The following is a 25,791-nucleotide window of genomic DNA, read 5'->3' on the forward strand; positions in this document are numbered from 1 at the left end:
GCCGCCGGGGTATAGGTGACGGTTGCGTGATGCGGGTTTCACCCACTTCAATCGGCGCAGGAAAGGCATATCTTGAGGCCATGAAGCAGCTCGTTCTTGCCCTTGCCGTCAGTCTCGCCACCGCCGCCCCGGCGCTCGCAGACCTTGTGCCCCTGTCCGCCCTGTCGCGTTACCTCAACGACATGGATACCGCGCAGGGAAGCTTTACCCAGATCAACGCCGACGGGTCCATCTCGACCGGCACGATCTACATGCACCGTCCCGGGCGCGTCCGCTTCGAATATCCGGGCGACGATCTGCTGGTGATCGCGGGCGGGCAGCAGGTGGCGATCTTTGACGGCCGGTCCAACACACGCCCCGAAACCTATCCGCTGTCAGAAACGCCGCTGAACCTGATCCTTGCGCGCAACGTCGATCTGGCGCGGTCGGGCATGGTCATCGGACACCGCTACGACGGCACCGCGACGCGGGTTCTGGCGCAAGATCCCGATCGGCCCGAGATCGGCACGATCGAGCTGGTCTTTACCGGTGATCCGGTGGAATTGCGCCAATGGGTCATCACCGACAACGGCGGCGGCGAGACCACGGTCGTGCTGGGCGGACTGACCGAAGGCGGGCGCCTGTCCGCGCGTCTGTTCAACATCACGCAGGAAATCCAGTCCCGCGAAAGGTGATCCTCAGCGGCAGGATTGAAGCTGAACCCTGTAGACCTCGGCCCGCGCGGCGACGCGATCAGCGACACCCAAGAGCCATGGCTTGGCGTTGTAGCTGCCCCGCGCATAGCCCGCATGACCTTCGTGGTAGGCCAGATATTGATTGCGGGCATCCGTCAGGGGGATGCCGTTGCGTTCCCGCGTGAGGGTCATGTACCACCCCATGAAATCGGCGGCATCTTCGATGTTCGTCCGTTGCGCGCGGCGATTGCCTGTTGCGGTCAGGTATTCTTCCCAAGTTCCATCCAGCGCCTGACTGTAGCCATAGGCCGAACTCATCCGCCCCATCGGGATCACGTCCAGCGCGTAGCGGAAGGGGGGGCGCGCGTCGCCGACAAGACGGCTTTCTTGATGGAATGTCGCCATCTGCACATGCACAGGCACACCCCAGCGTCGCTCCGCGCGCTGCATTGCGCGCAAGTAGTTGGGGCGCTCGCGCCCAAGCGCACAGGCATCGTCGAGGCTGCGGGGGGCCGAAAAACTGCCGCGCTGGCCACAGCCAGCCGCAAGCGCGCAAATCGCGCCCAATACAAGGGTTCTGCGTTTCATGATCCTGCTCGTGCCCGATATGATGGTCTTTTTGTTTCGCGGACCATAGCCGGAATCGCGCCCGGAGGGAATGCCGGGTTTCAGCCGCTCAGACGAGAAACGCCAATGTGATCGGCAAGGCCACGATCGCCATCAGCGTCGATACCATGACAAGCCCCGCCACGGCATCGGCATCGGCCCGGTAGCGTTCGGCCAGAAGGTAGGACGTGACCGCAACGGGGGTCGCCAGTTGCAGCACCAGCACGCCAAAGGCCATCGGTTCGAGCCCGAAAGCCCGCCCCGCCACGACGCCCGCCGTGATCCCCAGCGCCAGCTTGGCGCCCGACAGCCAGACCGCGCGCCCGACGCGCCCGGGCCGCAAGCGCGCGACCGCCACGCCCAGCGTGATCAGCATCAGCGGGATCGCCATCTGCCCTGCCAGCGACAGTGACCGGGTCAGCCATTCGGGCGTCTGCCACCCCATGCTCAGGAACAGCCCGCCCAACAGCGTCGCCCAAAGCATCGGCTCGCGCAGCACACGACCGGGCGACGCACCGCCGGCCACCAGCCAAAGCCCTATCGTAAAGGTCAGCACCGCCATCACCGCAAAGACCACGACCGCCAATCCCAGCCCGGTCTCGCCAAAGGCGAACAGCGCCAGCGGCAGGCCGAGGTTGCCGGTATTGCCGAAGGCCAGCGGCGCGACATAGGCCGCGCGGTCCAGCCGGAGCGCGGCCACCAGCGCCCAGCTCAGCGCGATGACCACGGCATAGGCCGCCAAGGCCGCAAGGCTGAGCGCGGTCAGGGCGGCCGGCTCGATCTCGGTCCGCATCAGTGCTGTGAAGATCAGGCAAGGCACCGCCAGCGTCATGCAGATGCGGGTCACGAATTCGGTCGGATATTCGTAGCCTGCCCGCGCCCAGACAAATCCGGTGCTGGCCAGCACCAGAACAGGGGCCACGACACCCATGACCGTAAGGATGATGTCCAACAGATTGTTTCCCTCGACCGTTTGTCCGGACCATGGACATTTCCCTCGGGCGGGCGTTAAGTAAAGGCTTCATGGGGGTATTCCGTCATGCTGAAAGGCACGGCAAAATTCGGGCTAGGGCAGGTGGTGCGCCACCGCAAGCATCCGTTCCGCGGCGTGGTGTTCGACATCGACGCGCAATTCGCAAATACCGACGACTGGTACGAGGCGATCCCCGAAGAGGCGCGTCCGGTCAAGGAACAGCCGTTTTATCACCTTTTGGCGGAAAACGATCAGACCTATTACGTCGCCTATGTTTCCGAGCAGAACCTCGTGCCCGATGACAGCGGCGAGCCGATCGATCATCCCGACCTGCCCGACCTGTTCGGTGAATTCAGCGACGGGAAATACCCGCTGGAATATCAACTGAACTGAGACCGGGGCAGGGGCCCATGGCCCCCGCCCGCGTGACCCTCAATACCCCAGCGCGATGCCGTCCTTGCGCGGATCCGACCCACCTTCCAGCACACCAAGCGCGTGGTCGATGCGGATCGCCTGCGCGCCGCCGATGCCCACCTGCGGCACGGAAACATTGTGGCCCAGATCGGCCAGCCCCTGATGCACCGCCGGGCCATAGCCCTTCTCGACCTTCATCTCGCCGTATTCGCTGAAGCAACGCGGCGCGTCGATCATCTCCTGCGGGCCAAGGCCGTAATCAACCATATTGGTCAGCATCCGCGCGTGCCCCGTCGACTGGTACTGTCCGCCCATCACGCCAAAGGGCATGATGACGCGGCCGTCTTGCTTGAGCATCGCCGGGATGATGGTGTGCATCGGCCGCTTGCCGCCATTCGCCTCGTTCGGGTGACCTTCCTCCAGCGTGAAGCCCGCGCCGCGGTTCTGGAACAGGACGCCGAATTTCTCGGACGCGATGCCAGATCCGAAATCCTTGAACACGGAATAGATCAGCGACACGGCCATCCGGTCGCGGTCGATGACGGTGAGGTAGATGGTTTCCTTGTGCGTTTCCTCTGACAGGGCCGCGGCACTGGCCATGGCACGGGTCGGGTCGATCAGACTGGCCAGTTTCCGCGCCGTCGCGGGGTCAAGCATGTAGGCCAGCCGCGTCATGTGATCGGCATCTGCCAAAAAGCGGTCGCGCGCGTCATAGGCGAGTTTCGTGGCCTCGGCCTCGATATGGGCGCGCTCCACGCCCCAGGGGTCCATCGAGGGCAGGTCGAATTCGGCGAGGATATTGGACAGCAGGATGGCAGTCGCGCCCTGACCGTTCGGCGGATGCTCGACCAGCTCGATCCCCTTGTAGGTTCCGCTGACAGGCGTAGTGTAATCGCAGGCAGTGCCCGCGAAATCCTCCAGCGTGTGGACCCCGCCAAGCGCGCGCAAGCTGGCCACCATATCTTCGGCCACCTCGCCCTCGTAGAAGCCCTTGCGCCCTTCTTTGGCGACGCGGCGCAGCACCTCGGCCTGACCGGGGTGGCGGAACCTCTCGCCCAGCCGCGGCGGCTTGCCGTCAATCAGGTAATGGCGGCGCGCGGTCGGCGTCATGGTGTCGTGGTGATGGGTCCAGTCAAACTGCGCGCGCGGCGCGGCGGGAACCCCCGCCTCGGCATAATGGATGGTGGGCGCCAGCACGGCATCCAGCCCCAGCCTGCCATGATCGGCCGACAAACGGCAAAACGCGTCGATCGCGCCCGGTATGGTAACGGCAGCGGGGTGGCCGAAGACCGGCATCTTGGTGTGCCCCTGCGCGCGCAATGCGGCGCCCGTCAAGGCGGCGGGCGCGCGGCCCGAGCCGTTCAGCGCGATGATGTCTTCGCTGCCCGCAGGCTTGATCAGCACGAAGCAATCGCCGCCCATGCCCGTCATTGCCGGTTCGCACAGGCCCAGCAGCACTGCGCCCGCGATGGCCGCGTCGACCGCATTGCCGCCCGCCTGCAGCGTGGCGATGGCGGTCTGCGCCGCAAGCGGGTGCGATGTGGCGCACATGCCGTTCTCGGCATAGGCCGCCGACCGGCCCGGATGATGAAAATCGCGCATGTGTGTCCCTCCCTTGCGCCACGGATCTGGGGCGCAACCTACCGCCGGGTGCGGGCAGCGCAAGGGCAGAGCGATACGGCCGGAAGGAAAGGGGGTGGTAGCTCAGAGACCTCGACGCCGCGCACTGGGTGGGGGCTTTGACACGCGGCGCCGAGGGAAGCTCTGCAGCTACGTGATCTGGATGCCTGTGCAACTGGGCGGCATTGCGGGCGAAATCAGGCAATCAGATGGCATTTCGACCCAGATGGCCGGGTTTGTCGCTGTGCAGCAAGCGAAAGCGCAGGATGTTCTGGCCATTGCGCCGCGACAGACTCAATGCCCGCGTCATTTCTCGCAGCAGCGCCCAGCCGAACCCGCCCTCAGGCAGGCTGTCCGGATCGTCTGGGTCGATGGGGGGCAGTTCCCGCCCGGGAAGGGGCCCCTCGGGCATCGCGCGGCCCTTGTCGCGCAGCGTGATCTGCAACCCGCCCGGATCGCCAGCGATGTCGAGAACGATCGCCGCATCCGCGATGTCGCACGGCGGCTCATAGGCGTGTTCGACGATGTTGTTGCACGCCTCCGCCAGCGCGATCTGAGCGCGGGTGCGCAGATCATCCGCCGCACCGGCCGCCGCAAGCGCGGCATCCACCGTCAAGAGCGCCTCGCGCACCGCATCCATGGTCGCGCCGAACCGCAGATTGACCAGCCGCCGCCGCAGATCATCGGGGATCTGTTCCGTCATCGTCATGGCGCGCCGACGCGGGACGCCAGCGCCGCGTCAAGATCGGCATGGATCGGAAAGACCGTGTGCATCCGCGTGAGCGTCATCACCTTGGCCACCGCGGGCGTAAGCCCCGACAGTTCCAGCACACGGCCCGCCCCCAACAGCTTGCGCGCGGCCACGACCGCGCCCAGACCGCTGGAATCCAGAAACTCCACCCGGCTGAGGTCTAGGATCACATCGCCCCCCACAGCCTCTGTCAGGTCGCGGAACCGGTCCTTGAACTGGATGGCGACGCTGGCGTCCAGACGCGCCTCGTCGACATGCAACAGACCCAGCGCGCCGCGCGCCTCGAAACTCATTTTCATCGCAGGACCTCCGCTGCTAGGTTGTCCTTGTGGTTAGGACCTAAACCTTACCAATCGGTGAGCGGCAGGAGGGGATCATGGCGCAGTCGGACGAGGTGGTGATCGCAGGCGCGGCGCGGACGCCGATGGGCGGGTTTCAGGGCGCATTGTCCGGGGCCACGGCGGCCGATCTGGGCGGCGCGGCCATCGCGGCGGCCTTGGCGGATGCCGGGGTCGCGCCTGACCGGGTCGACGAGCTGTTGATGGGCTGCGTCCTGCCCGCCGGTCAGGGGCAGGCCCCGGCGAGGCAGGCGGGCTTTGCCGCGGGCCTGCCCAAGGAGGTGCCGGCCACGACGCTCAACAAGATGTGCGGCTCGGGCATGAAGGCCGCGATGTTCGCCTGGGACCAGCTGGCGTTGGGCCGCTCCGACATCGTGGTGGCGGGCGGCATGGAATCGATGTCGAACGCCCCCTACCTCTTGCCTGCCATGCGCGGTGGCGCGCGGATGGGTCACGCCAGCGCGCAGGACCACATGTTTCTCGACGGGCTGGAGGACGCCTATGACAAGGGCAGGCTCATGGGCACCTTCGCCGAGGATTGTGCCGAGGCGTTCCAGTTCACCCGTGACGCTCAGGATGCTTATGCGCTGGGATCGCTGGAAAACGCGCTGGCGGCGATCCGGTCAGGCGCCTTTGACGCCGAGGTTGTTCCCGTGACCGTCCGCTCCCGCAAGGGCGAGGCCGTGGTGACGGCGGATGAACAACCGGGGCAGGCGCGGCCCGACAAGATCCCGACCTTGAGGCCCGCCTTTCGCAAGGATGGCACGGTAACGGCCGCCAATTCCTCCTCCATCTCGGACGGCGCGGCGGCCTTGGTCATGTCGCGCGCCGGGGCCGCAGAGGCGCAGGGGCTCAAGATCCGCGCGCGCATCCTTGGTCATGCCTCCCATGCGCAGGAACCCAACCTGTTCCCCACCGCCCCGGTGCCTGCCGCGCGCAAGCTGCTCGACAGGCTCGGATGGTCCGTCCGCGATGTCGACCTATGGGAAGTGAACGAGGCCTTTGCCGTCGTGCCCATGGCCTTCATGCACGAGATGGGCGTGCCGCGCGACAAGATGAACGTGCATGGCGGGGCCTGCGCGCTGGGCCATCCCATCGGGGCCTCAGGGGCGCGGATCATGGTCACGCTGCTCCATGCGCTGGAACGCCACGGGCTAAAGCGCGGGATCGCCGCGATCTGCATCGGCGGGGGCGAGGCGACGGCCATCGCCATCGAGCGGGTCTGAGTCCCCCCGATCCTGACGCCATTGTTATCGACCTGTCAGGGCCGGGCCCTTTTCCCGCCAGCCTACCTGTCTATCTCTCCGCGCAGACGGCTTCAAAAATTTCTGAAACGTTTGAATGGAGGTCTGAGATGTCTGCACTCGATACCGTCATCCGCGTCAGCGAACGGTCGCCGCGGTTCGGTCTGGCGCAATGGGCGCTGCGCGTACCCTTGGCCGCCATCCTTGTCCATCAGGGGATCTTGAAGGTGGAAGGCGGCATGGCCGCCAATGCCGAGGCCTTCGGCATCGCGCTCTGGGCCTTTGCCTTGGCGACACTGGCCGATTTCGCAGCGCCCGCGGCGCTGATCCTCGGCGGCCTGATCCTGCATTGGTCTGGCGATGTGCTGACACGGCTGGCGGGTTTCGCGATCGCGGCCTCGACACTGGCGGTCATCGTCGTGGTCTATGGCGGCGGGCACTGGCTGGGCTGGCAGTTTCAGGCGCTGATCACGGCGGGCGGGCTGTTCTTCTTGCTCCGCGGGAACGAGGCCACGGCCCGCAATCCCTAATCGTGCGGCCCCTGACGGAGCGGCGCGTCAGGGGCGTTGCAACGGCACGACCCCTGATGGTGCGGGTTCGGGGGCGAGTTCTTCGAAATCGAAATTGTCCAGCCGCTCGGCCCGCTTGCCGGCGCGGGCGGTGGCTGTCAGGATCCCGGCCACATCCTCGCCCGCCTGCCGGATATGGGTTTCCAGCTTGCCCGCGCGTTCCTCGATGATGCCGACATCGCGGTGCAACTGTTTCAGCGCGCGACGGATTTCGCCCGCCTGTTCGCGCATCCGCGCGTCCTTCATCACCGCGCGCATCGTGTTCAGCGTGGCCATGCAGGTGGTGGGCGACACGATCCAGACCCGCGCATCGAATCCCGCCCGCACCACCTCGGGCAGGCGGGCGTGCAATTCGGCATAGACCGCCTCGGACGGCAGGAACATCAGCGCGCCATCGGCGGTTTCGCCCTCGATGATGTAGCGCTCGGCGATGGCCTTGATATGCACCCGCACCGCCGCGCCAAGATCGCGAAGCGCCCGCGCCCGCGCCTCGGCCCCGTCCGCTCTCACAAGCGCTTCATAGGCTTCGAGGGGGAATTTCGCGTCGATCACGATCGGGCCGGGCGGATTGGGCAGGCGGATCAGGCAATCGGCCCGCTTGCCGTTCGATAGGGTCGCCTGAAACACATAGGCATCGGGCGGCAAGGCCTTTGCCACGATGTCCCCCAGCTGGATCTCGCCAAAGGCGCCGCGCGTCTGCTTGTTCGACAAGATGTCCTGCAACGACAGAACATCGCCCGAAAGCTTCTCGATCTTGGCCTGCGCGCGGTCGATCTGCTCGAGCTTTTGCTGCAATTCGCCCAAGGACCGCGCGGTGCGGGTCGCTGTGCCATGCAGCGTGTCGGACATGCCTTTCTGCACATCCTCAAGCCGACGTTCTATCGCCTCGATCATCCGGGCCTGTGCCAGTGCCTGCATCTCGGACACATGGCGCAGCCCGCCGACCAGCCTTTCCTGCCCCTGGCCCAGACTTTCGACTGTCCGGCCAAGACCGCCAATATGCTGCGCCAAGGGTTCGACCATGCGCGAGGACCGGTTCGCCGTACGCAGCGCCGACAAGACGAGGACAATCAGCAAGACCAGTGCGGCCAGCGAGATGGCAAAGGCCAGCGTGAGCGGATCGCCGAAATCGAGCGTGACATCGCCGATCCGGATCATGTTCGCCCGAACAGCCGTTCGATGTCGGACAGCGCCAGCGTGACGAAGGTGGGGCGGCCGTGGTTGCACTGACCCGATTTCGGCGTCGCCTCCATCTCGCGGAGGAGCGCGTTCATCTCCTCGGCACTCATGCGCCGCCCCGTACGCACCGATCCATGGCAGGCGATGCGCGACAGCACCGCATCCAGCCGCGCGCGCAGGGCCTCGGACCCGCCCAGATCGTCGATCTGATCAAGGATGTCGCGCAAGAGCGGCTCGACCGCGACCGCGCCCAGCAGGGCAGGTGTCTCGCGCACCGCGATGGTGCCGGGGCCGAAGGGCTCGATCACCAGCCCCAGCGCCGCAAGGTCACCGGCATGTTCCAGCAGCCTGTCGGCACCTGACCCCAGCGTCACGATCTCGGGGATCAAAAGGGCCTGCCGGGCGATGCCCGCGTCGTCCATCTGGCGCTTGAGGCGTTCATAGACCAGCCGTTCATGGGCGGCATGGGCATCCACGATCACCATGCCGCTGTCGGTCTGGGCGATGATGTAATTCTCATGGATCTGCGCGCGGGCCGCGCCAAGGGGCCGCGCTGTCGCCTCGGGCACCGGCGCGCTGTCCTCGACACGGGCGGAGGGCACCCACGGCAGTGCGTTTTCCTCAAACGCCGGGGCCTGCCAGTCGCGGGCGCGGATCAGGCTGGCCTGCGACGGGCGGTCCATCTGATAGATGCGGGGTCCGGAGGCTTCAGGCCGGAAGGCCCCAAGGACACCATCGGCGACGGTTGAGGCGGCGCGCCGCCCCTCTTGCGCCAGCCCCTGCCGCAGCGCCGTGACCACCAGCGCCCGCACCGCGCCGGGATCGCGGAACCGCACCTCGGCCTTGGCGGGGTGCACGTTCACATCGACCCGGTCGGGCGGGCAGTCGAGAAACAGAGCGGCGGCCGGATGCCGGTCGCGCGCCAGCACATCCATATAGCCCGCGCGCAAGGCCCCGATCAGTTGCTTGTCGCGCACCGGGCGGCCGTTGACGAACAGGAACTGCGCCACCGCGGCCCCGCGCGAATAGGTCGGCAGGGCGGCATAGCCCATCAGGCGCAGCCCCTCGCGCTCGGCCTCGATCCGGACCGCGTTGTCGATGAAATCCCGCCCGATCAGCCCGCGCAGCCGCCCGGTCAGCCCGTCCCACAGATCGCCGCTCTCGGCCTCGGCACGCAAGATCACGCGCTCGCCCTCGGTCACGTCCTTGAGGGTGAAGCCCACGCCCGGTTCCGCCATCGCCAGCCGCTTCACCACATCGGTGATCGCCTGCATCTCGGCCCGGTCGCTGCGCATGAACTTGAGCCGGGCGGGCGTGGCAAAGAACAGGTCGCGCAATTCCACCACGGTCCCGCGCGACAGCGCGGCGGGGCGCAGCGGCGCGACATCGCCGCCGGACACGCGGATCTCATGAGCATCTTCGCCCGCGACGCGGCTGGTGATCTTCAGCCGCCCGACGGCGCCCAGCGAGGGCAGCGCCTCGCCGCGAAACCCGAAGCTCCGGATGTTCAGCAGGTCCGACCCGTCGATCTTGGACGTCGCATGCCGCGACAGGGCGAGCGGCAGGTCGTCCGCGCCCATCCCGCAACCGTCATCGGTGACGCGGATCAGGCTCTTGCCGCCATCCGCCACCTCGACCAGTACACGGGTCGCCCCCGCATCCAGCGCGTTCTCGACCAGTTCCTTGACGGCAGAGGCGGGGCGTTCCACGACCTCACCCGCCGCGATCCGGTTGATCGCGGTCTCATCCAGCTGCCGGATGATCGGACGGCCAGAATTTTGGCGTATCTTGGGGTCGTCGAGAGACATGGCCCTAAACCTAGCATGTCCCCCCGAGTCGATCCAAGGCCCGCCGCGTCAGTTTCCGGGGGATAAGCCCTGCGGTTGGCCCACGACCACGAAATGCAGCGCCTCGGGGTCGAGCAGCCGGGCGGCGACACGCTGCACGTCCTCCAGCGTCACGGCCTCCACATAGGCGTTGCGGTTCACGATGTAATCGACCGGCATGTCGTCGGATTGCATCGCCGCCAGAATTCCCGCGATGGTGCCGTTCCCGTCAAACCGCAACGGGTATTCCCCGGTCATGTAGCGCACGGCGGCGTCCAGTTCCTCTTGCGTGATGCCATTTGCCGCCAGATCGACCCATTCCGCGCGCACCACTTCGATGGCTTCGGCCATCAGCTCATTGGAGGACGAGAACTGCCCCAAGAGCGCGGGCGACAGGTCGGCCAGAGACAGGAAGCTGCCGATGCCATAGGTCAGGCCACGGTTGACCCGCACCTCCCCCATCAGCCGCGACTGAAAGCCCGAGCCGCCCAGCACCTGATTGAGGACGAAGGCGGCAAAGAAATCGGGATCGTCCCGCTCGATGCCGGCATGGCCGAAAAAGGCCACCGATTGCGGGCTGGGAAACTCCACCACCGTCACGCCGCCCGCCAAGTTGTTGACAACCGGTCCGGGACGGGGCGGCGCCTCGGCGGGCAGATCGCCCAGAATGCGGTCGATCAAGACACCCAAATCCTCGGGCGAGATGTCACCGGCCGCGCCGACGGCGACTCTGCCGCGGGTCAATGTACTGCGATGCACGGCGATCAGGTCGTCGCGGGTCAGCGCCGCGACACTTTCGGCACTGCCTTCCTGCGGCGATCCATAGGGGTGGTCACCATAGGCCATGGCCGCAAAAGTGGTGGCTGCGATGTCGTTTGGATCGCGGGCATTGCCTTCGATGATCGACAATACTTGGCCCCGCACCCGCTCGATCGCATCGGCGTCAAAGCGTGGCTCCACAAGGGCGGCGCGCAAGATGTCCGCCGCCGCGTCGCGGTTCTGGGTCAGCATCCGCGCGCTGACGGTCACCGCATCGCGCGAGGCGTCGAATTCGAAGCTGGCGGCCAATCCTTCGACGGCTGCCGCAAAGCCCTGCGCGTCCATCTCGCCCGCGCCTTCCTCAAGCAGGCCGGTCATCAGATAGGTCGCGCCGCGCCGGTCCGCGGGGTCCAGCGCCGAGCCACCGACAAACCAGAATTCCAGCGCCACAAAGGGGATGGACCGATCCTCGACCAGCCATGCCTCGACCCCGCCGGGCGAGGTGACTTGCTGGATCTCGATGTTTGCCGCCGCCGGAAATCCGAGGGCCAGCGCGAACAGACCTGCTGCGAGACGGGCGATCATTGGCTTACCTCCACCGTGTTGGCCTGCGGATCAGACGGGCGCATCAGGTATCCGGTGACAGTCGAAGGGTCATCGAACAGGCGCTGTGCCGCAGCCATCACATCCTCGGGCGTCACGGTGGCCAGAACATCGGTCCAGCTGTCGCTGTCGGCAAGGCTCAGACCGGTGGTCAGTTCCATTCCGTATGCGCGCGCCAGACCGGCGGTGTCATCCTCTGCATAGATTTCGCCCGCCTCGATGCGGAACTGGATGCGGGCGAATTGATCGGTGTCGATCCCCTCTTCGAGAAAGATGTCGACCATGCGCCACAGATCCGCCTCGGCCTCCTGCAGCGACACGCCGGGCACCGGCACGTTCACGAGGCTGAAGCTGGAAGGATCAAAGCTGGTGCTGTCGTAAAAGGTCGCGGCATAAAGCGAACGCTGCTCCTCGTTTTGCAGCCGCCGCGACATGAGCGATGTCTGCCCACCCCCAAGGATCTCGGCCAGATAGACCAGCGCCGCCGCCTCGGCCTGATCGCCGGGTTCGCGCACGGGGGCCAGCATCTGGATCGAGACATAAGGGTTCGCCACCCGCGCATCCTCGTAGATCAGACGACGGTCGGCGATATGGGGCGGCTCTTGCGGGCGGGCGCGCTCGGGCAGGGTGTCGGACGCCGGGATCGGGCCGTAATGCTCAAGCGCCAAGGCGCGCACCTCGTCTGGGGTCACATCGCCCGCGACGATCAAGATCGCGTTGTTGGGGTGATACCATGTGTCGTAGAACGCCTGCGCATGCTCGATGGTCAGCCCCTCCATCTCGTGGCGCCAGCCGATGATGGGGATGGCGTAGGGGTGGTTCAAAAACAGCGCCGCGCGCATCTGCTCATTGAACAGCGCGCCCGCCGAACTGTCGGTGCGTTGCGCCCGTTCCTCGAGGATCACGGAGCGTTCGGTGGCCACCTCGACCGGGTCGAAACGCAGGTTGCGCATCCGGTCGGCCTCCATCTGCATCATCAGGCCCAGACGATCTGCCGCGACGCGCTGGAAATACCCGGTGTAATCCTGCGCGGTGAAGGCGTTGTCGGACCCGCCGTTTGCCTCGACCACCTGGCTGAATTCGCCCGAGGTCATGGTGTCTGTCGCCTTGAACATCAGATGCTCGACAAAATGCGCGATGCCAGACTGGCCCGGCGGTTCGTCGGCGGCGCCCACGCGGTACCAGACCATGTGGGTGACGGCAGGGGCACGGTGATCCTCGATCACCACCACCTGCATGCCGTTGTCGAGAAAGAATTCCTCTACCTCACCTGCGGCCAGGGCGGCCATCGGTGTCAGGATCAGCCCAAGGGCAAGCGTGAGGCGACGCAGCATGCAAGTCCTCCATAGGGTAGGCGTTGTGCAGGAGATAAAGGCTTGCGTCGCCGTATCAACGGGCCTGACGCGGACGTGACCTGCTTTATTGGCGTGCTTCCGGCGGCGGGGCCGCAGGCGTGCGCACGCCCGCGCGGCGCAGGCGCTCAAGCTCGGCATAGCGGTCCAGCGCCTGGTCTCGGTAGGCGCTGAAATAGACATTGGTGTTGAAGAGCCGTTCCAGCACGCGGCCCTGATTGCGCGACCGGAATTCCAGATCCTCCGCGGCCAGCGTGCCCCGGATCTCTGGCGTCACGCCAAACCGCGCCGCATAGTTCACGATATCGCCCGCAGCCCGGTTCGCCCGTTCGGGGTTTCCGCCCAAGGCCCGGATCGCATCGCCCTCGGGGTCGGGGTCGACGCGATTCACCCCGCCCGGCGTGGGCGGCGGCAGCGCGGCCAGATCGGCGGGAATCTCGATCGGGTTGGTCGGCAGGATCGCAAACTCATCCGGCCCGGATTCCGTGTTGCGGATGTTCATGAGCCGCGGATCACCCCGCCCGCAAGCCGCCAGTGCAATCAGCACGGCCCCCAGCGTCAGCGTTGTCATCAGGCGCGGCATCGCGGCTTCCTTAATCGGTCTCGGGCCGGGGTCTATCGCAATTTTCACGCCCCGTCACGGGTCATCTTGCTGTCATTGGCGAAGATCAGCAAGCCAAAGGCGCCCCCGAAGATGCCGATATCGGCCACGTTGAAGGCGAAGGGGTTGTTGATGCCACAGCACGACATGTTCAGGAAATCCGCGACAGCCCCGTAAAGCAGCCGGTCCAGCGTGTTGCCCAGCGCGCCGCCCACCACCGCGCCGGCCGACATCAGCGCGATGGGCCGGGTCAGACCGTTTCTGGCCCACCATGTCAGCCAAGCCGTGATGGCGATGGCAACGGCGATCAAGATCCAGCGTGTCATCTCGGGCCCGCCCGAGAACAGGCCGAAATTGATCCCGGTGTTCCAGCCCATCTTGAAGGTCAGGAAGGGCGGATAGACCTCGATGATGCCGCGCGTGGCCAGCCCCATGGCATGGACCACGACGTATTTCGACACCTGGTCGAGCGCGAACCAGATCGCGGCGGAAATCAGCAGCAGTTTCATCGGCCCTCGTGCGTGTTCTGTAGGTGCAAGGTGCGTCTTGAGGCGCATCAGCCCTTGGCTCTCAATGCCGGAAATGGCGCATGCCCGTAAAGACCATCGCCAGCCCTGCCGCATCCGCAGCAGCGATTACTTCGTCGTCGCGCACCGATCCGCCGGGCTGGATCACCGCCGTCGCGCCCGCCTCGGCCGCGGCCAGCAGACCGTCGGCGAACGGAAAGAACGCGTCAGAGGCAACGACCGACCCTTTGGCGGGTGTCTCGGGCAGGCCAAGCTCGGTCCCCATACGCCCGGCCTTGAGCGCCGCCATGGTCGAGCTGTCCACCCGGCTCATCTGGCCAGCCCCCACGCCCACAGTCGCACCGTCGCGCACATAGATGATGGCGTTCGATTTCACATGCTTGGCCACCGTCCACGCGAACCGAAGATCGGCCAGCTCTGCGCTGGTCGGCGCGCGCTTGGTGACGACGCGCAATTCCTCGGGGTCGATCTGGCCGGTGTCCTTGTCCTGCACCAAAAACCCGCCCGCGACCTGCTTGAAGGCCGTCACGGGCGCGCGCGCGTCAGGCAGCGCGCCGGTGGTCAGCAGGCGCAGGTTTCTCTTGGTGGCAAAGATCGCGCGGGCGGCCTCGTCAGCCTCGGGCGCAATCACCACCTCGGTGAAGATCTTCACGATCTCCTCCGCCGTGGCCGCGTCCAACGGCTGATTCAACGCGACGATCCCGCCAAAGGCGCTGGTGCGGTCGCAGTCAAAGGCCTTGCGATAGGCGTCCAGCAAGGTCGCGCCCCGCGCCACACCGCAGGGGTTGGCGTGCTTGATGATCGCGCAGGCGGGGCCATCCCCGGGCGCGAATTCCGCCACCAGCTCGAAGGCCGCGTCGGTGTCGTTGATGTTGTTGTAGCTCAGCTCCTTGCCCTGATGCTGCGTGGCTGTCGCCACGCCGGGGCGACCCGATCCATCCACATAGAACGCCGCATCCTGATGCGGGTTCTCGCCGTAGCGCATCCGTTGCTTCATCACGCCCGCAAAGGCGCGGCGGCGCGGCGCGGGGTCGTCATGCGCCTGCACCATCCAGGCCGAGACCGCCGCGTCATAGGCCGCCGTCCGGGCATAGGCCGTGCGCGCCAGCCGCTGGCGAAAGGCCAGCTTGGTCCCGCCATTGGCGGCAAGTTCCGCCAACACATCGGCGTAATCCTCGGGATCGACCACAACCGCAACAAAGGCATGGTTCTTGGCCGCCGCCCGGATCATTGCAGGGCCACCGATGTCGATGTTTTCGATGCAGGTGTCGTAATCCGCGCCCGAGGCGACGGTGGCCTCGAACGGGTAGAGGTTCACCACCAGCAGGTCGATCGCGCCGATCCCATGCGCTTCCATCGCCGCCAGATGCTCGGGGTTGTCGCGCAAAGCAAGCAATCCGCCATGCACCTTCGGGTGCAGCGTTTTCACGCGCCCGTCCATCATCTCGGGAAAGCCCGTCACCTCGGCCACGTCGCGCACGGGCAGACCCGCATCGCGCAACGCCTTGGCAGTGCCGCCCGTCGACAGCAGCTCGACCCCCCGGCCCGCCAGCGCGGTGGCAAACTCGATCAGCCCGGTCTTGTCGGACACGGAAATCAGCGCGCGCAGCGGCGGCACGGTATCGGTCATGGGGGAAGTCCTCTCAGTCCTCTGTCTCGTCCTCGCCCGGCGCGGGCAAGAGGCCGACCGGGCGGGCGAGCGTCCAGCTCACCGCGCTGCCATAACCGGTCAGCGCGCCGGTGAGAACGATTTGTTTTGTCGCGCGCGGCTTGACCCGCGCTCCATCCAGATAGACCGACGGTTCCAGCGTCAGCCTGGCCTCGCCACCGTAGCGAAACACCCATGTTTCCCGCCCCGGCAACTGGATCGAGACGGCAGTGCCGCCCATGTCGATCTCGGCCGCAGCGTCCGGATGCAGATGAAACCGCACAGCATAGCGCAACCCGATGTCGCCCGGCAGGCGCCTCAGCACCCGGTCCAGCGTCACCCGGTCGCGTTCGGTCATCGCGGCCAGCCCGTCCTCGCCGCGCAAAAGACTGCCATCGCGGTCAAGCTGCAATGACCGCAGGTGCACCAGCCCATGTGTCTTGCGCCAGCCGTCGTGGCTCAGCGCGATCCCCTCGGCTGTCTTCATCTCGGCCTCCTGCACTTCGATGGTGGTGGGGCCGCTCACGAAATCTTGCCGCTCGGGGTCTTGCCGTTCGCCACCGCGCGCCAGCCGGGCGCTGGCATAGCCCGTCAGCGTCATCGTGGAATGGCTGGCCGTGGCCCGCCCCGCCCGCCGCCACGCCGTACCGAACCGCTTGCCCGACCCGCAAGACACGATCACCGGCTGCCGCCCCGAGACCAGTTCAAAGGCCAAGGTCGAGGCATGAGCATCGAAACTGCCCGGCCCCAGCAGCGGCGGCGCGGCATCGACGATCAGCGACACCCGCCGCCCGCCCATGCGCGCATATCCCATCGCCAGCCCCTTGAGGCGGGAGGGTCGCACGTTGGACCGCGCCAGCGCCGTGTCGAGCCGCCCCGGCGTCCCGCGCCCGCCACCCTGCATGCGCACCAGCGTGCCATCGGCGTGGCGCAGGCTGCGCAGGGTCGGCGCGATGCGTGCAATGGCCGTGTTGACTGCCGGATCGGGCGCCTTGCCGATATCCTTTAGGATCGCTGCGACCCAGGTCAGCAGGTGGAACACCTCCAGCAGATCCTCGGGGTTGCGGGTGGCGATTCCGCCGGTTCCGTCGATTTCCGTTGTGCATTCCTGTGCCAGAAAGCGCAGGCTGGGTTTCAGTGCGGTTTCCATGCCGTTCAGCGCGCAGGCGGAATAGACAAGGCCGGTCAGCGCCTCGAACCGGGGCAGGCCGCGCCGCGTCTGCCGCCAGCGCGCCTGCAACAGCCCCGCCTGCCGAGCCAGAACGGCAAAGAACCCTCGCCGGTCCTCGGATGTCTGGCCGTTCATCAACATCAGTGCATGGGTGATCAGCCGCATCTGCCGCCGTCCGGTCAGATCGGGCGTCCAGCCCGGCCCCCTCCCGCGCCCGTAGCGCGCGAGCCAGCCCGACAGCCAATCCTGCGCGGTCTTGCGGCCCGTCCCGCCCGGCACGCTGGCCAGATCATCGAGCCAGTCGAACCCGTGCAGCCCCTCTAGAAACGCCTCGTTGGGCGGCGCGATATCCCATGGCAATCGGCCCGCCGTCTCGACCAGATGCCCGCCCAGCACGAGGTTGCCCGCCATAAGCTGCCGCCCGCGCGCCTCGGAGCCTGCGAAACTGGGTTCGGGCTGCCAGATAAAGCCACTCACGCGCGGCCCGGTCAGACCGGCGCGCCAGACCGCCCAACGGTCGGCCGCGCGCACCCGCCCCTCGGGGGGCGGTGCGGCTGTGTCGCTGTCGGGTTGCTCGGACATGGGCGGGACCTGCTCGGGTCTTGGTTTTTGCGCGGCACGATACGCGGCGGGGCGCGCAGAGTCACGGCAGAGTCACATGCGGGTGAGGGCAGCCATGTAAAACCCGTCGATCCCGCCGATGTCGGCCCAGAAATCAGGGCGCAGGCGCAACCCGCCCTCGGGGCCTTGCCATGATGCCTCGCCCCCCAGCGCGACCGCATCTGCGGGGATCACCCGCAACCCCTCGTGCCGCTTCAGCGCGGCCGTGACCTGGAATTCCCCTTCCACCGGCAAGAGCGAGCAGGTGCAGAACACCAGCCGCCCGCCGGGTTTCAGAAGGGTCAACGCGTGGTCGAACATCCGCATCTGGAGGCGCGTCAGCGGCTCGACCTCGGTCCGGTCCTTGACATGGGGCAGGTCGGGATGGCGGCGGATCGTGCCGGTTGCGCTGCAGGGCGCATCGAGCAAGATCGCGTCATAGGGGCCGCCCGCATGGTCGAAGGCGTCTTCCACGATCAGATCGGCCGACAGCCCGGTGCGCGCGAGGTTTTGTGCCACCCGGTCCATTCTGCTCTGTGACAGGTCCAGCGCCGTCACCTGCGCGCCCAAGGCCGCCAGTTGCATCGTCTTGCCCCCCGGCGCGGCGCACATGTCAAGCACGCGCGCGCCCGCCACATCGCCCAACAGCCGCACCGGAAGGGCTGCGGCAGCGTCTTGCACCCAGAACGTGCCGTCCTCATAGCCAGGCAGGGCGGTGATCTGTGTGCCGGCGGAAAAGCGCAAGCTGCCGGTGGGCAGCTGTGTCGCATGGGGAAGGTCAAGCGTCACGCCCGGTTTCACCGTCAGGTCGATCGGCGGCAGGGGCATATGCGCGGCCTCGATGGCGTGCAGCACGTCCTTGCCCCAACGTTTCCTGACCGGGCCCCCGATCCAATCCGGCAGCGCCTGCGGGGGCAGGTCCGCGAACCGCTCCGGCCCCTCCACGGCCACTTTGCGCAGGACGGCATTGATCATGCCCGCCATCCGCACCGTGCCCTTGTTGCGCTTGGCCATGGTCACGGCACTGTCGACGACGCCATGGGCATCCTCGCCCGCGACCAGCAATTCGGCGGCGGCCAGACGCAAGAGCAGCAGTGCGGGCAGCGGCGGTTTGCGGTCGAGATAGGGCGCGATACAGGCGTCGAGCGGGTCGAGATGGCGCAACACCAGCGACACCAACCGCCCTGCGCGCGCTTGATCCGCAGGGACCAATCGCGTGTCGGCGGGCACATGCGCCAGCATTCGTTTTTCCCGCAGCACCGCGTCCAGCGTCCGTATCGCCGCCTGTCTCGCCTCAAGCCCCATGGCGCAACCCTTGTTCCCGAAGCCCCGGCGCGTATATCACGCCTGAGCCAACGACAAGGATTTCCGCCATGTCCGACGATGTATCAAACCCCCGCGACCTGTCGCACCTGCCGCCCGAAGCGCAACGCGCACTGGCCGAAGCCGAGGAGCGTCGGAAAAACGCAAAGGCTCTGGATCTGCCGGTGGAACTGGGCGGCCGCGACGGGCCGGAGCCCGTGCGTTACGGCGATTGGGAGAAGAAGGGGATCGCGGTCGATTTCTGACCGACGGTGGGGGCAAGGGACGATGCCCCGATAGCGATGTGGGTCTGGTGGGCCTTCGGGCGCACCCGCCCGTTCACTGCAGCGTCAGGTCCGCCGACATGCCCGCCCCCTGATCGGAGGTAAAGCGCAGCGTGTCGCCGCTTTCCTGAACCAACTGACAATTGTAGCCAAGATCGTCCCCGTTCCAGAACAGGTCGCGGCAGAAATAACCGCCCTGCCATGTCCAATCCCCCGTGACCGGGGCGCCAAAAGCTCGGCCGATGATCTGCCCCTCGGGCGTCACGTTCAGCCGGATGCCAAGGCGGCGCAATTCGCGTCCGTTCACCAGCGACACGAAGCGGTCAGCACTGTTGACCACGCTGAAGTCCTCTGCCGCGGCCGGACTGGCGGCTGCAAGGCTCAGGAATGCGCCCACGACAACGCCGGGCACGGCAAAAATGGCACGCGTCATGACCGACACTCTCCAATGGCTGATGACGACCTTGCCAGATAGAAAGCACCGGCTCGAAATCAAGCAATGGGCGGATTCACGCCAATCCCAGAACGCTCATCATCGAATAATGCCCCGGCGCCTGCCCTTGACCCCAAAGCGCGGCCTTAAGCGCGCCGCGCGCGAAAATGCCCCGGTCTGTCGCGACATGGCTCAGCACGATGCGTTCGCCCATGCCCGCAAAGATCACGTCATGCTCGCCCACGATGTCGCCGCCCCGGATCGCGGCAAAGCCGATGTCGCCCCGCTTGCGCGCGCCCGTCATGCCGTCGCGGCCCCGGTCGGACACTTCCGACAAGCTCACGCCGCGCCCACGCGCCACCGCCTCGCCCAGCATCAGGGCGGTGCCGGACGGCGCATCGACCTTGTGGCGGTGGTGGCTTTCCACGATCTCGACATCGAAATCGGCGTCCAGCGCATGGGCGACCTCTTGCGCCAACCGCGTCAGCAGGTTGACCCCGAGGCTCATGTTGCCTGCCCGCACGATGACCGCATGGCGGGCGCTCGCATCAAGGGCCGCGATATCCGCATCGGTCAGGCCCGTGGTGCCGATGACATGTACGCAGCGCGCCTGCGCGGTCAGGGCGGCATGGGCCAGCGTTGCCTCGGGCGTGGTGAAATCGATCACCGCTTGCGCCTTGACGATCACGTCCAGCGGATCGGAATGGACCATCACGCCGGTTTTTGCCCCACCCAGCGCTTCACCCAGATCGCGGCCGATCCAGTCGTGGCCGGGCCGTTCGGTGACACCCACAAGATGCGCCTTGTGGGACGCGGTGACCGTATCGATCAGCATCCGCCCCATGCGCCCCGAGGCGCCCATCACTGCGATGCCCACGCTGTCTGCCATGGCTCGACCCTCCGTTTCGGTGCGGCGCTGATAGCGGAACACCGCGCGGGCGGAAAGCGCTCGCTTGCGGGCAGGCCCTGCACGCCCTAAGTGCGGGGCAAGCAAACGACAGGCACGACATGGCAAAGAACCGGCATTCCGAGGGCGCAGGCCCGTCGCAGCGGCAACTTCGTGTAGGCGAATTGATCCGGCGTGTCTTGTCGACCGTGCTGTCGCGCGCCGAGGTCCATGACCCCGAGCTCAACGCCATGTCGATCACCGTGGGCGAGGTGCGCACTTCGCCCGACCTCAAGATCGCGACCGTCTATGTCATGCCCTTGGGCGGGGCACGGCGCGAGGATGCGATCAAGGCGCTCAGCCGCAACCGGGGCGAATTGCGCCGCGCGATCATGCGCGACATGTCGCTGAAATACGCCCCCGACCTGCGTTTTCTGATCGACGAGACCTTCGACCGGATGGACGAGACGCGCGCCCTGTTCGACCGCGACGACGTGCGCCGCGACATCGAGGGGGATGGCGCGGAGGGGGGCGAATGATCCGTGTCCTTGCCCTGCTGGCCGGGTTTGCGGGCACGCCCGCCATGGCCTGCGAAACCATCGTCTTTGACAATGCGCCCTTCACCACCTGCGCCGTCGATCTGACGCAAGACGAGTTGCGCCTGTTCCTGCGCGACGAGGCCGGCGCGATCTACGGCAGCTTTGCCCGCATCGAACAGGCCCTGCCGCCCGGCCGCCGCCTTGGTGTGGCTATGAATGCCGGCATGTTCCACGAGGATCGCGGCCCCGTCGGCCTATACGTCGAGAACGGGGTGGAGGAGATGCGTGTCATCACCGCGGCCGGGCCCGGCAATTTCGGCCTCCTTCCCAATGGCGTGCTGTGCCTGACCGGGGGTGAGGCGCAGATCGTCGAAAGCCGTGCCTTTGCCGAAAACCCGCCCGACTGTCGTGACGCCACGCAATCGGGGCCGATGCTGGTTATCGACGGCGCCCTGCATCCGCGCTTCATCGCTGATGGCTCCAGCCGCAATATCCGCAACGGTGTGGGCGTGGACGAAAGCGGGCGGATCGTTCATCTGGTGATCTCGGATGTTCCGGTGAATTTCCACCATTTCGCGCGTTTCTTTCGCGATCAATTGGGCGTGCGGCAGGCGCTCTATTTCGACGGGCGGGTCTCGCGGCTTTATGCGCCGGGCATCGGGCGGGCCGATATCGGGCTGCCGATCGGGCCGATCATCGGCACGGTTGTTGACGTGGCCCCGTCGGGCGGGTAGCCCCCCGATCTTTCCAAGGTTCAGGAGCGGACAATGGCGCGCGGTCGCAAGGGACGGGATGTATCGGGCTGGCTGATGGTCGACAAACCGGCGGGCCTGACATCGACCGCCGTTGTCAACAAAGTCCGCTGGGCTTTTGATGCCAAGAAGGCGGGTCATGCCGGCACGCTTGATCCCGACGCGACCGGCATGCTGCCCGTGGCGCTGGGCGAGGCGACCAAGACCATCCCCTATCTGGGCGACGCGCTGAAGGGCTATGACTTCACCCTGCGCTGGGGGTCTGCCACCACCACCGACGATGCCGAGGGGGCGATCATCGCCACTTCGGATCTGCGCCCGAGCGCCGAGGATATCCGCGCCGCGCTTCCCGCCTTCATCGGCGACATCAGGCAGGTTCCGCCGCAGTTTTCCGCCGTCAAGGTCGATGGCGAACGCGCCTATGACATCGCGCGCGCTGGCGAGGTGATGGAGCTGGAGGCGCGCGATCTTTACGTTGATGCGCTCGACCTCACTGCCACGCCCGACGTCGATCATGCGGAGCTGCACTTTGTCTGCGGCTCGGGCGGCTATGTCCGCTCCATCGCGCGCGACCTCGGGCAGGTGCTGGGGTGCTTTGGCCATGTCTTGCGCCTGCGCCGCACCTGGGTCGGCCCCTTCGACATCGAGGCTGCGGTGACGATGGACCAGATCGAGGCGCTGGCCCGCACGCCCGAGATCGACACGCTGCTGCACCCCGTGGCCATGGCGCTGGCCGATCTGCCGGAACTCAAGGCGACCGATGCGGGCGCGGCGCGGCTCAGGAACGGCAATCCCGGTCAGGTGCTGCCGGGTGCGGCGGAGTACGGCGATCTGGCCTGGGCCTCGTATCAGGGTCTGCCAGTCGCCGTGGGGCGGCTGCGCGCCGGCGAGTTGCACCCCGACCGGGTGTTCAACCTCTGAGCGCGGCTTTCCCTCGGGGTCTTGGCACGGCATAAGCGGGCCATGATCACGCGCCAGCACCTCAAGGGCGATGCGGCCTCTGTCGCGGAATATTCCGACTGCGAGGCCTTTCGCTACACGCTCACCCGTGTCTGGGACGACGCAGGGCCGCGCGCGGCCTTTGTCATGCTCAACCCCTCCACCGCGACCGAGGTGCAGAACGACCCCACCGTTGAGCGCTGCGAGCGCCGCGCCCGGGCGCTGGGTTATGGCGCCTTTCGCGTGCTCAACATCTTCGCCTATCGCGCCACCGATCCCCGCGTGATGCGCGCCGCCGCCGATCCGGTGGGGCCCGGCAATGACGCGGCCATTCTCGGCTCGCTGGATTGGGCACATCGCGTGATCTGCGCATGGGGCACCCATGGCGCGCATCTGGGGCGCGGCCCGCAGGTCGAGGCGATGTTGCGCGGTTCCGACGTGGCGCTGTGGCATCTGGGGCTGAGCAAGGCGGGCCACCCAAAGCATCCGCTCTACATCGGCTATGACGTGCAGCCGCAACCATGGGAGCCTGCGGATGTCGGGGATTGAGGGGTTCACCAAGACCCATGTCGCTACCAACGGCCTGCACCTGTCGGTCCATCGCGGCGGGTCGGGCCCTGCGCTGATCTTGCTGCATGGCTATCCGCAGACCCACATGGCCTGGCACTGCGTCGCGCCGACCTTTGCGCGCCATTTCGACGTGATCGTGCCTGACCTGCGCGGCTATGGCGAGAGCGACGTGCCGCCCAACGACCCCGCCAACCACGCCTATTCCAAACGCGTGATGGCGCGCGACATCACCGGGCTGATGGACACGCTTGGCATCGCGCGCGCCCATGTCATCGGCCATGACCGGGGCGCGCGGGTGGCCTACCGGATGGCGCTGGATCTTCCCGACCGCATCGACCGGCTGGGCATCGTGGAAATCGTGCCGACGGCCGATTTCTGGTCGGCCTGGACTGCGGAACTGGCGCTCAAGGCCTATCACTGGACCTTTCTCGCCCAGCCCGCGCCCTTGCCCGAGACGCTGATCTCCGCCGATGGCCCGGGCTACATCGCCCGCACGCTGGCCAGTTGGACCTTGGCGGGCGACCTGTCACCCTTCGCGCCCGAGGCGCTGGCCAGCTACCGCAGGCAGGCGGCAGACCCGGCGCGCATCGCGGCGATGTGCAACGACTACCGCGCTGGTGCCACCATCGACAGCGCGCTGGACGAGGCCGACCGCGCCGCGGGCCGCAAGATCGCGGCGCCCCTCCGTTTTGTCTGGGCGCAGAACGGGTTTCCCGCGCGCCGCGGCGACCCGCTGGCCATCTGGCGGGCTTGGGCGGAGAATGTGACCGGCACCGTGATCGGCGGATGCGGCCATTTCGCCATGGAGGAAGCGCCTGATGCCTTCCTTGCGGCGATGCTACCGCATTTCACCGGCTGATCGGTCTGGCCCTTCAGGCTGCCCGGTCGGGCACGACCTCGCGCAGTTCGATCAGCGCCGGATCAAGCCCCTGCGCCCCGCTGACGCTCAGGATCAATTGACCCTCGAACAGAATGTTCGCCCCGGTGCCGTCGTCGAAATCCTCGACCGTGATCACCGGGTCGGGCGTCAGGTCGGGGTCGAAGATCACCTCGATCACATCCATGCTCGGGTCGAAATCGGTGACATGGCCCGCGACCTCGGCCGTCTCGATGTAGCTGCCGGTCACGAACCTGTCAGCCCCGTCACCGCCCGTCGCGATGTCCCGCGCGCCGATCAAGATGGTGTCATCCCCATCACCGCCGTCGAGGATGTCGCCCTCATCTTGATCGAAGGTGACGAAAATGGACCCGCCCGTCGTGAAGGTACCATCAAGCCGGTCATTGCCCGCCCCGCCCAGCAGCGTGTCGGCGCCAAAGCCACCTTGTAGGTAGTCGTCGCCCTCATCGCCGGACAGCAGGTCGTCGCCCGCGCCGCCGAAGATCAGATCGTTGTCATCCCCGCCCCAGATGCTGTCATTCCCTTCACCGCCGACAAGGAAATCGGGGCCCGCCCCGCCCTCGATCCGGTCGTCGCCGTCTTCGCCATAGATTTCGTCGGCGCCGCTGCCGCCCAGCAGCACGTCATCGCCTTCGTTGCCGACAAGCATGTCATTGCCCGCGCTCCCCTCGATCGTGTCATGCCCGACCCCTCCGGTGATCGCGTCATGCCCACCGGCCAGAAGCTCGGCCATGGCAGCGCGCCCGTCGAGCATGTCGGCATTTGTCCCACCATCCATCAGATCCGCGCCAAAATGGCCCTCGATGCTGTCATCGCCCCCCGTGTCGGTCACAGTGGTGTCGGCGACCGGGTCGGCGCTGCCGGTCATCTGCACTTCGACATCGGACAGGTCCATCGCCGTCACGCCCAGCAGCAGCGCCACGGGCAGGCCATTGGCCAGAACGGTGGTCGCATCGGGTGTGCCGTCGCTGTCCAGAGAAATCTCGGGCGCGTCTTCTGCAAGGCCGTCGAATTCGAGGATCAGCCGGTCGACGCCGGCCTCGAAATCGCTGATCCGCGGCACGTCGGCAACGATGCCATCTTCCGTGCCCGCAGCCGGCATCGCGATGGCAAAGACATCCGCATCCGCGCTTCCCGTGGCATGATCGCCGGGTCCAAGGCGCAGGATGTCCGGCTCCGTCCCGCCATCCGGCGCATCCGGCCCGACCTCGGCGTCCGGGGCGGGCTCGTCGTCGCTATCGTCGCCGAACAGAAGATCGGCCAGACCCGTGCCCTCGGCCATCTGCCCCTCGTCATCCGCGGTGTCAGGTTCGGCGGCACCGCCAGCGCCTTGCGGTGCTGCGATATCACCATCCGAGATCATGCCGCTGACAGCATACCCCATCGCCAGAAGTATCAGAAGCCCACCAGCCGCCAACATCGCCAATCCCCATGCGTGCAAAACCCGAAAAACCGTGTTGCACGTTCTGTGCCGCGAGGAACGCCTTCTGACGAGCCGCACAATCCCTGCAGGTCCGGCGGTGCGATCCTGCGCCCCCCGTGATTCGTTCACGGGACTGTGCGAGCGGACCGTGCCGCATCCTTGCGAAAAGATGAAGCCGGCCGGACCGATCACAGTTAAGGCTGGCGGGCGGTTGCGCCGAAACCATGGCAGGTTTGGTCCTGTATTGCGGCGAATGGGTCAAGTTTTCGCATTTTGGCTGGGTCGCCCTCTTCCCAAGCCTGCGGACCGG

27 protein-coding genes are annotated in these 25,791 nt (G+C 66.7%); 10 read left to right on the top strand and 17 right to left on the bottom strand.

The window, feature by feature from the left end; genetic code table 11:
- Positions 1 to 80: 80 nt before the first annotated feature.
- Positions 81 to 674: a LolA family protein gene (locus C7455_RS11125; protein ID WP_109668248.1), complete on the top strand. Its 594-nt coding sequence runs from the start codon at positions 81 to 83 to the stop codon at positions 672 to 674.
- A gap of 3 nt (positions 675 to 677) precedes the next feature.
- Here the strand turns inward: C7455_RS11125 and C7455_RS11130 are convergent, their stop codons facing one another.
- Complete coding sequence (locus C7455_RS11130) at positions 678 to 1,262, bottom strand: transglycosylase SLT domain-containing protein (protein ID WP_109668250.1); 585 nt, start codon at positions 1,260 to 1,262, stop codon at positions 678 to 680.
- Positions 1,263 to 1,350: 88 nt separating this feature from the next.
- Positions 1,351 to 2,232, bottom strand: a complete 882-nt coding sequence (locus C7455_RS11135; protein WP_109668252.1) for an AEC family transporter — start codon at positions 2,230 to 2,232, stop codon at positions 1,351 to 1,353.
- An 87-nt stretch (positions 2,233 to 2,319) separates the two neighbouring features.
- On the opposite strand from C7455_RS11135, the gene hspQ reads away from it, so the two are divergent.
- Positions 2,320 to 2,646, top strand: coding sequence for a heat shock protein HspQ (gene hspQ / locus C7455_RS11140; RefSeq protein ID WP_109668254.1), 327 nt, complete (start codon positions 2,320 to 2,322; stop codon positions 2,644 to 2,646).
- A 39-nt stretch (positions 2,647 to 2,685) separates the two neighbouring features.
- Here hspQ and C7455_RS11145 read toward each other — a convergent pair whose 3' ends face one another.
- The 3 genes from C7455_RS11145 to C7455_RS11155 all read right to left on the bottom strand — a co-directional run bounded on the left by C7455_RS11145 (position 2,686) and on the right by C7455_RS11155 (position 5,337).
- Positions 2,686 to 4,269 (bottom strand): gamma-glutamyltransferase family protein, encoded by a 1,584-nt coding sequence (locus tag C7455_RS11145; RefSeq protein WP_109668256.1) that lies wholly within the window; start codon positions 4,267 to 4,269, stop codon positions 2,686 to 2,688.
- A 223-nt stretch (positions 4,270 to 4,492) separates the two neighbouring features.
- Positions 4,493 to 4,996, bottom strand: coding sequence for an ATP-binding protein (locus C7455_RS11150; protein WP_109668257.1), 504 nt, complete (start codon positions 4,994 to 4,996; stop codon positions 4,493 to 4,495).
- Positions 4,993 to 5,337, bottom strand: coding sequence for an STAS domain-containing protein (locus C7455_RS11155; protein ID WP_109668259.1), 345 nt, complete (start codon positions 5,335 to 5,337; stop codon positions 4,993 to 4,995). The genes C7455_RS11150 and C7455_RS11155 overlap by 4 nt, the downstream gene beginning before the upstream one ends.
- Positions 5,338 to 5,414: 77 nt before the next feature.
- On the opposite strand from C7455_RS11155, the gene C7455_RS11160 reads away from it, so the two are divergent.
- Positions 5,415 to 6,602 (top strand): acetyl-CoA C-acyltransferase, encoded by a 1,188-nt coding sequence (locus C7455_RS11160; RefSeq protein ID WP_109668261.1) that lies wholly within the window; start codon positions 5,415 to 5,417, stop codon positions 6,600 to 6,602.
- A 128-nt stretch (positions 6,603 to 6,730) separates the two neighbouring features.
- The gene (locus C7455_RS11165; protein WP_109668263.1) at positions 6,731 to 7,150 is read left to right on the top strand and encodes a hypothetical protein; all 420 of its coding nucleotides are present in this window, start codon (positions 6,731 to 6,733) and stop codon (positions 7,148 to 7,150) included.
- A gap of 27 nt (positions 7,151 to 7,177) precedes the next feature.
- Here C7455_RS11165 and C7455_RS11170 read toward each other — a convergent pair whose 3' ends face one another.
- From C7455_RS11170 to C7455_RS11210, 9 genes are all read right to left on the bottom strand, one after another.
- Positions 7,178 to 8,347 carry a DNA recombination protein RmuC gene (locus C7455_RS11170; RefSeq protein WP_109668265.1) on the bottom strand — a complete coding sequence of 390 codons (1,170 nt, stop codon included), beginning with the start codon at positions 8,345 to 8,347 and terminating at the stop codon, positions 7,178 to 7,180.
- Positions 8,344 to 10,176 carry a DNA mismatch repair endonuclease MutL gene (gene mutL / locus C7455_RS11175; RefSeq protein WP_109668267.1) on the bottom strand — a complete coding sequence of 611 codons (1,833 nt, stop codon included), beginning with the start codon at positions 10,174 to 10,176 and terminating at the stop codon, positions 8,344 to 8,346. The genes C7455_RS11170 and mutL overlap by 4 nt, the downstream gene beginning before the upstream one ends.
- Before the next feature lie 48 nt (positions 10,177 to 10,224).
- The gene (locus C7455_RS11180) at positions 10,225 to 11,538 is read right to left on the bottom strand and encodes a M16 family metallopeptidase (protein ID WP_109668269.1); all 1,314 of its coding nucleotides are present in this window, start codon (positions 11,536 to 11,538) and stop codon (positions 10,225 to 10,227) included.
- Complete coding sequence (locus tag C7455_RS11185) at positions 11,535 to 12,890, bottom strand: M16 family metallopeptidase (protein ID WP_109668270.1); 1,356 nt, start codon at positions 12,888 to 12,890, stop codon at positions 11,535 to 11,537. The genes C7455_RS11180 and C7455_RS11185 overlap by 4 nt, the downstream gene beginning before the upstream one ends.
- 85 nt (positions 12,891 to 12,975) lie before the next feature.
- Positions 12,976 to 13,491, bottom strand: coding sequence for a DUF3035 domain-containing protein (locus C7455_RS11190; protein ID WP_109668272.1), 516 nt, complete (start codon positions 13,489 to 13,491; stop codon positions 12,976 to 12,978).
- A 44-nt stretch (positions 13,492 to 13,535) separates the two neighbouring features.
- Positions 13,536 to 14,018 carry a signal peptidase II gene (locus tag C7455_RS11195; protein ID WP_109668273.1) on the bottom strand — a complete coding sequence of 161 codons (483 nt, stop codon included), beginning with the start codon at positions 14,016 to 14,018 and terminating at the stop codon, positions 13,536 to 13,538.
- 61 nt (positions 14,019 to 14,079) lie between these two features.
- The gene (purH, locus tag C7455_RS11200; protein ID WP_109668275.1) at positions 14,080 to 15,666 is read right to left on the bottom strand and encodes a bifunctional phosphoribosylaminoimidazolecarboxamide formyltransferase/IMP cyclohydrolase; all 1,587 of its coding nucleotides are present in this window, start codon (positions 15,664 to 15,666) and stop codon (positions 14,080 to 14,082) included.
- 13 nt (positions 15,667 to 15,679) lie between these two features.
- Complete coding sequence (locus C7455_RS11205) at positions 15,680 to 17,437, bottom strand: heparinase II/III family protein (protein WP_109668277.1); 1,758 nt, start codon at positions 17,435 to 17,437, stop codon at positions 15,680 to 15,682.
- Positions 17,438 to 17,509: 72 nt separating this feature from the next.
- Positions 17,510 to 18,760, bottom strand: a complete 1,251-nt coding sequence (locus tag C7455_RS11210) for an RsmB/NOP family class I SAM-dependent RNA methyltransferase (RefSeq protein ID WP_109668279.1) — start codon at positions 18,758 to 18,760, stop codon at positions 17,510 to 17,512.
- Between the two features lie 68 nt (positions 18,761 to 18,828).
- Between C7455_RS11210 and C7455_RS11215 the strand changes: the two genes are divergently transcribed.
- Positions 18,829 to 19,023 (top strand): DUF1674 domain-containing protein, encoded by a 195-nt coding sequence (locus C7455_RS11215; RefSeq protein WP_109668280.1) that lies wholly within the window; start codon positions 18,829 to 18,831, stop codon positions 19,021 to 19,023.
- A gap of 73 nt (positions 19,024 to 19,096) precedes the next feature.
- Here C7455_RS11215 and C7455_RS11220 read toward each other — a convergent pair whose 3' ends face one another.
- Both C7455_RS11220 and dapB read right to left on the bottom strand, forming a co-directional pair.
- Positions 19,097 to 19,474 carry a dihydrodipicolinate reductase gene (locus C7455_RS11220; protein ID WP_245904306.1) on the bottom strand — a complete coding sequence of 126 codons (378 nt, stop codon included), beginning with the start codon at positions 19,472 to 19,474 and terminating at the stop codon, positions 19,097 to 19,099.
- Between the two features lie 76 nt (positions 19,475 to 19,550).
- The gene (dapB, locus tag C7455_RS11225; protein ID WP_109668661.1) at positions 19,551 to 20,363 is read right to left on the bottom strand and encodes a 4-hydroxy-tetrahydrodipicolinate reductase; all 813 of its coding nucleotides are present in this window, start codon (positions 20,361 to 20,363) and stop codon (positions 19,551 to 19,553) included.
- A 119-nt stretch (positions 20,364 to 20,482) separates the two neighbouring features.
- On the opposite strand from dapB, the gene rbfA reads away from it, so the two are divergent.
- The 5 genes from rbfA to C7455_RS11250 are packed head-to-tail and all read left to right on the top strand — an operon-like array spanning position 20,483 to position 24,019.
- Positions 20,483 to 20,899, top strand: coding sequence for a 30S ribosome-binding factor RbfA (gene rbfA, locus C7455_RS11230; RefSeq protein WP_109668282.1), 417 nt, complete (start codon positions 20,483 to 20,485; stop codon positions 20,897 to 20,899).
- Positions 20,896 to 21,633 carry a phosphodiester glycosidase family protein gene (locus tag C7455_RS11235; protein ID WP_109668283.1) on the top strand — a complete coding sequence of 246 codons (738 nt, stop codon included), beginning with the start codon at positions 20,896 to 20,898 and terminating at the stop codon, positions 21,631 to 21,633. The genes rbfA and C7455_RS11235 overlap by 4 nt, the downstream gene beginning before the upstream one ends.
- A 33-nt stretch (positions 21,634 to 21,666) precedes the next feature.
- A complete protein-coding gene (truB, locus tag C7455_RS11240; protein ID WP_109668285.1) occupies positions 21,667 to 22,572 on the top strand; it encodes a tRNA pseudouridine(55) synthase TruB in 906 nt (301 codons plus the stop codon).
- A gap of 42 nt (positions 22,573 to 22,614) precedes the next feature.
- Positions 22,615 to 23,139: a DUF1643 domain-containing protein gene (locus C7455_RS11245; RefSeq protein WP_109668286.1), complete on the top strand. Its 525-nt coding sequence runs from the start codon at positions 22,615 to 22,617 to the stop codon at positions 23,137 to 23,139.
- Positions 23,126 to 24,019: an alpha/beta fold hydrolase gene (locus C7455_RS11250; protein WP_109668288.1), complete on the top strand. Its 894-nt coding sequence runs from the start codon at positions 23,126 to 23,128 to the stop codon at positions 24,017 to 24,019. Before C7455_RS11245 ends, C7455_RS11250 begins: the two co-directional genes overlap by 14 nt.
- Positions 24,020 to 24,032: 13 nt before the next feature.
- Here the strand turns inward: C7455_RS11250 and C7455_RS11255 are convergent, their stop codons facing one another.
- On the bottom strand, positions 24,033 to 25,478 hold the full coding sequence (locus tag C7455_RS11255) for a calcium-binding protein (RefSeq protein ID WP_109668291.1): 1,446 nt from the start codon (positions 25,476 to 25,478) through the stop codon (positions 24,033 to 24,035).
- Between the last annotated feature and the right edge of the window lie 313 nt (positions 25,479 to 25,791).

The sequence above is a fragment of the Roseicyclus mahoneyensis genome (assembly GCF_003148775.1).
GTDB lineage: Bacteria > Pseudomonadota > Alphaproteobacteria > Rhodobacterales > Rhodobacteraceae > Roseicyclus > Roseicyclus mahoneyensis.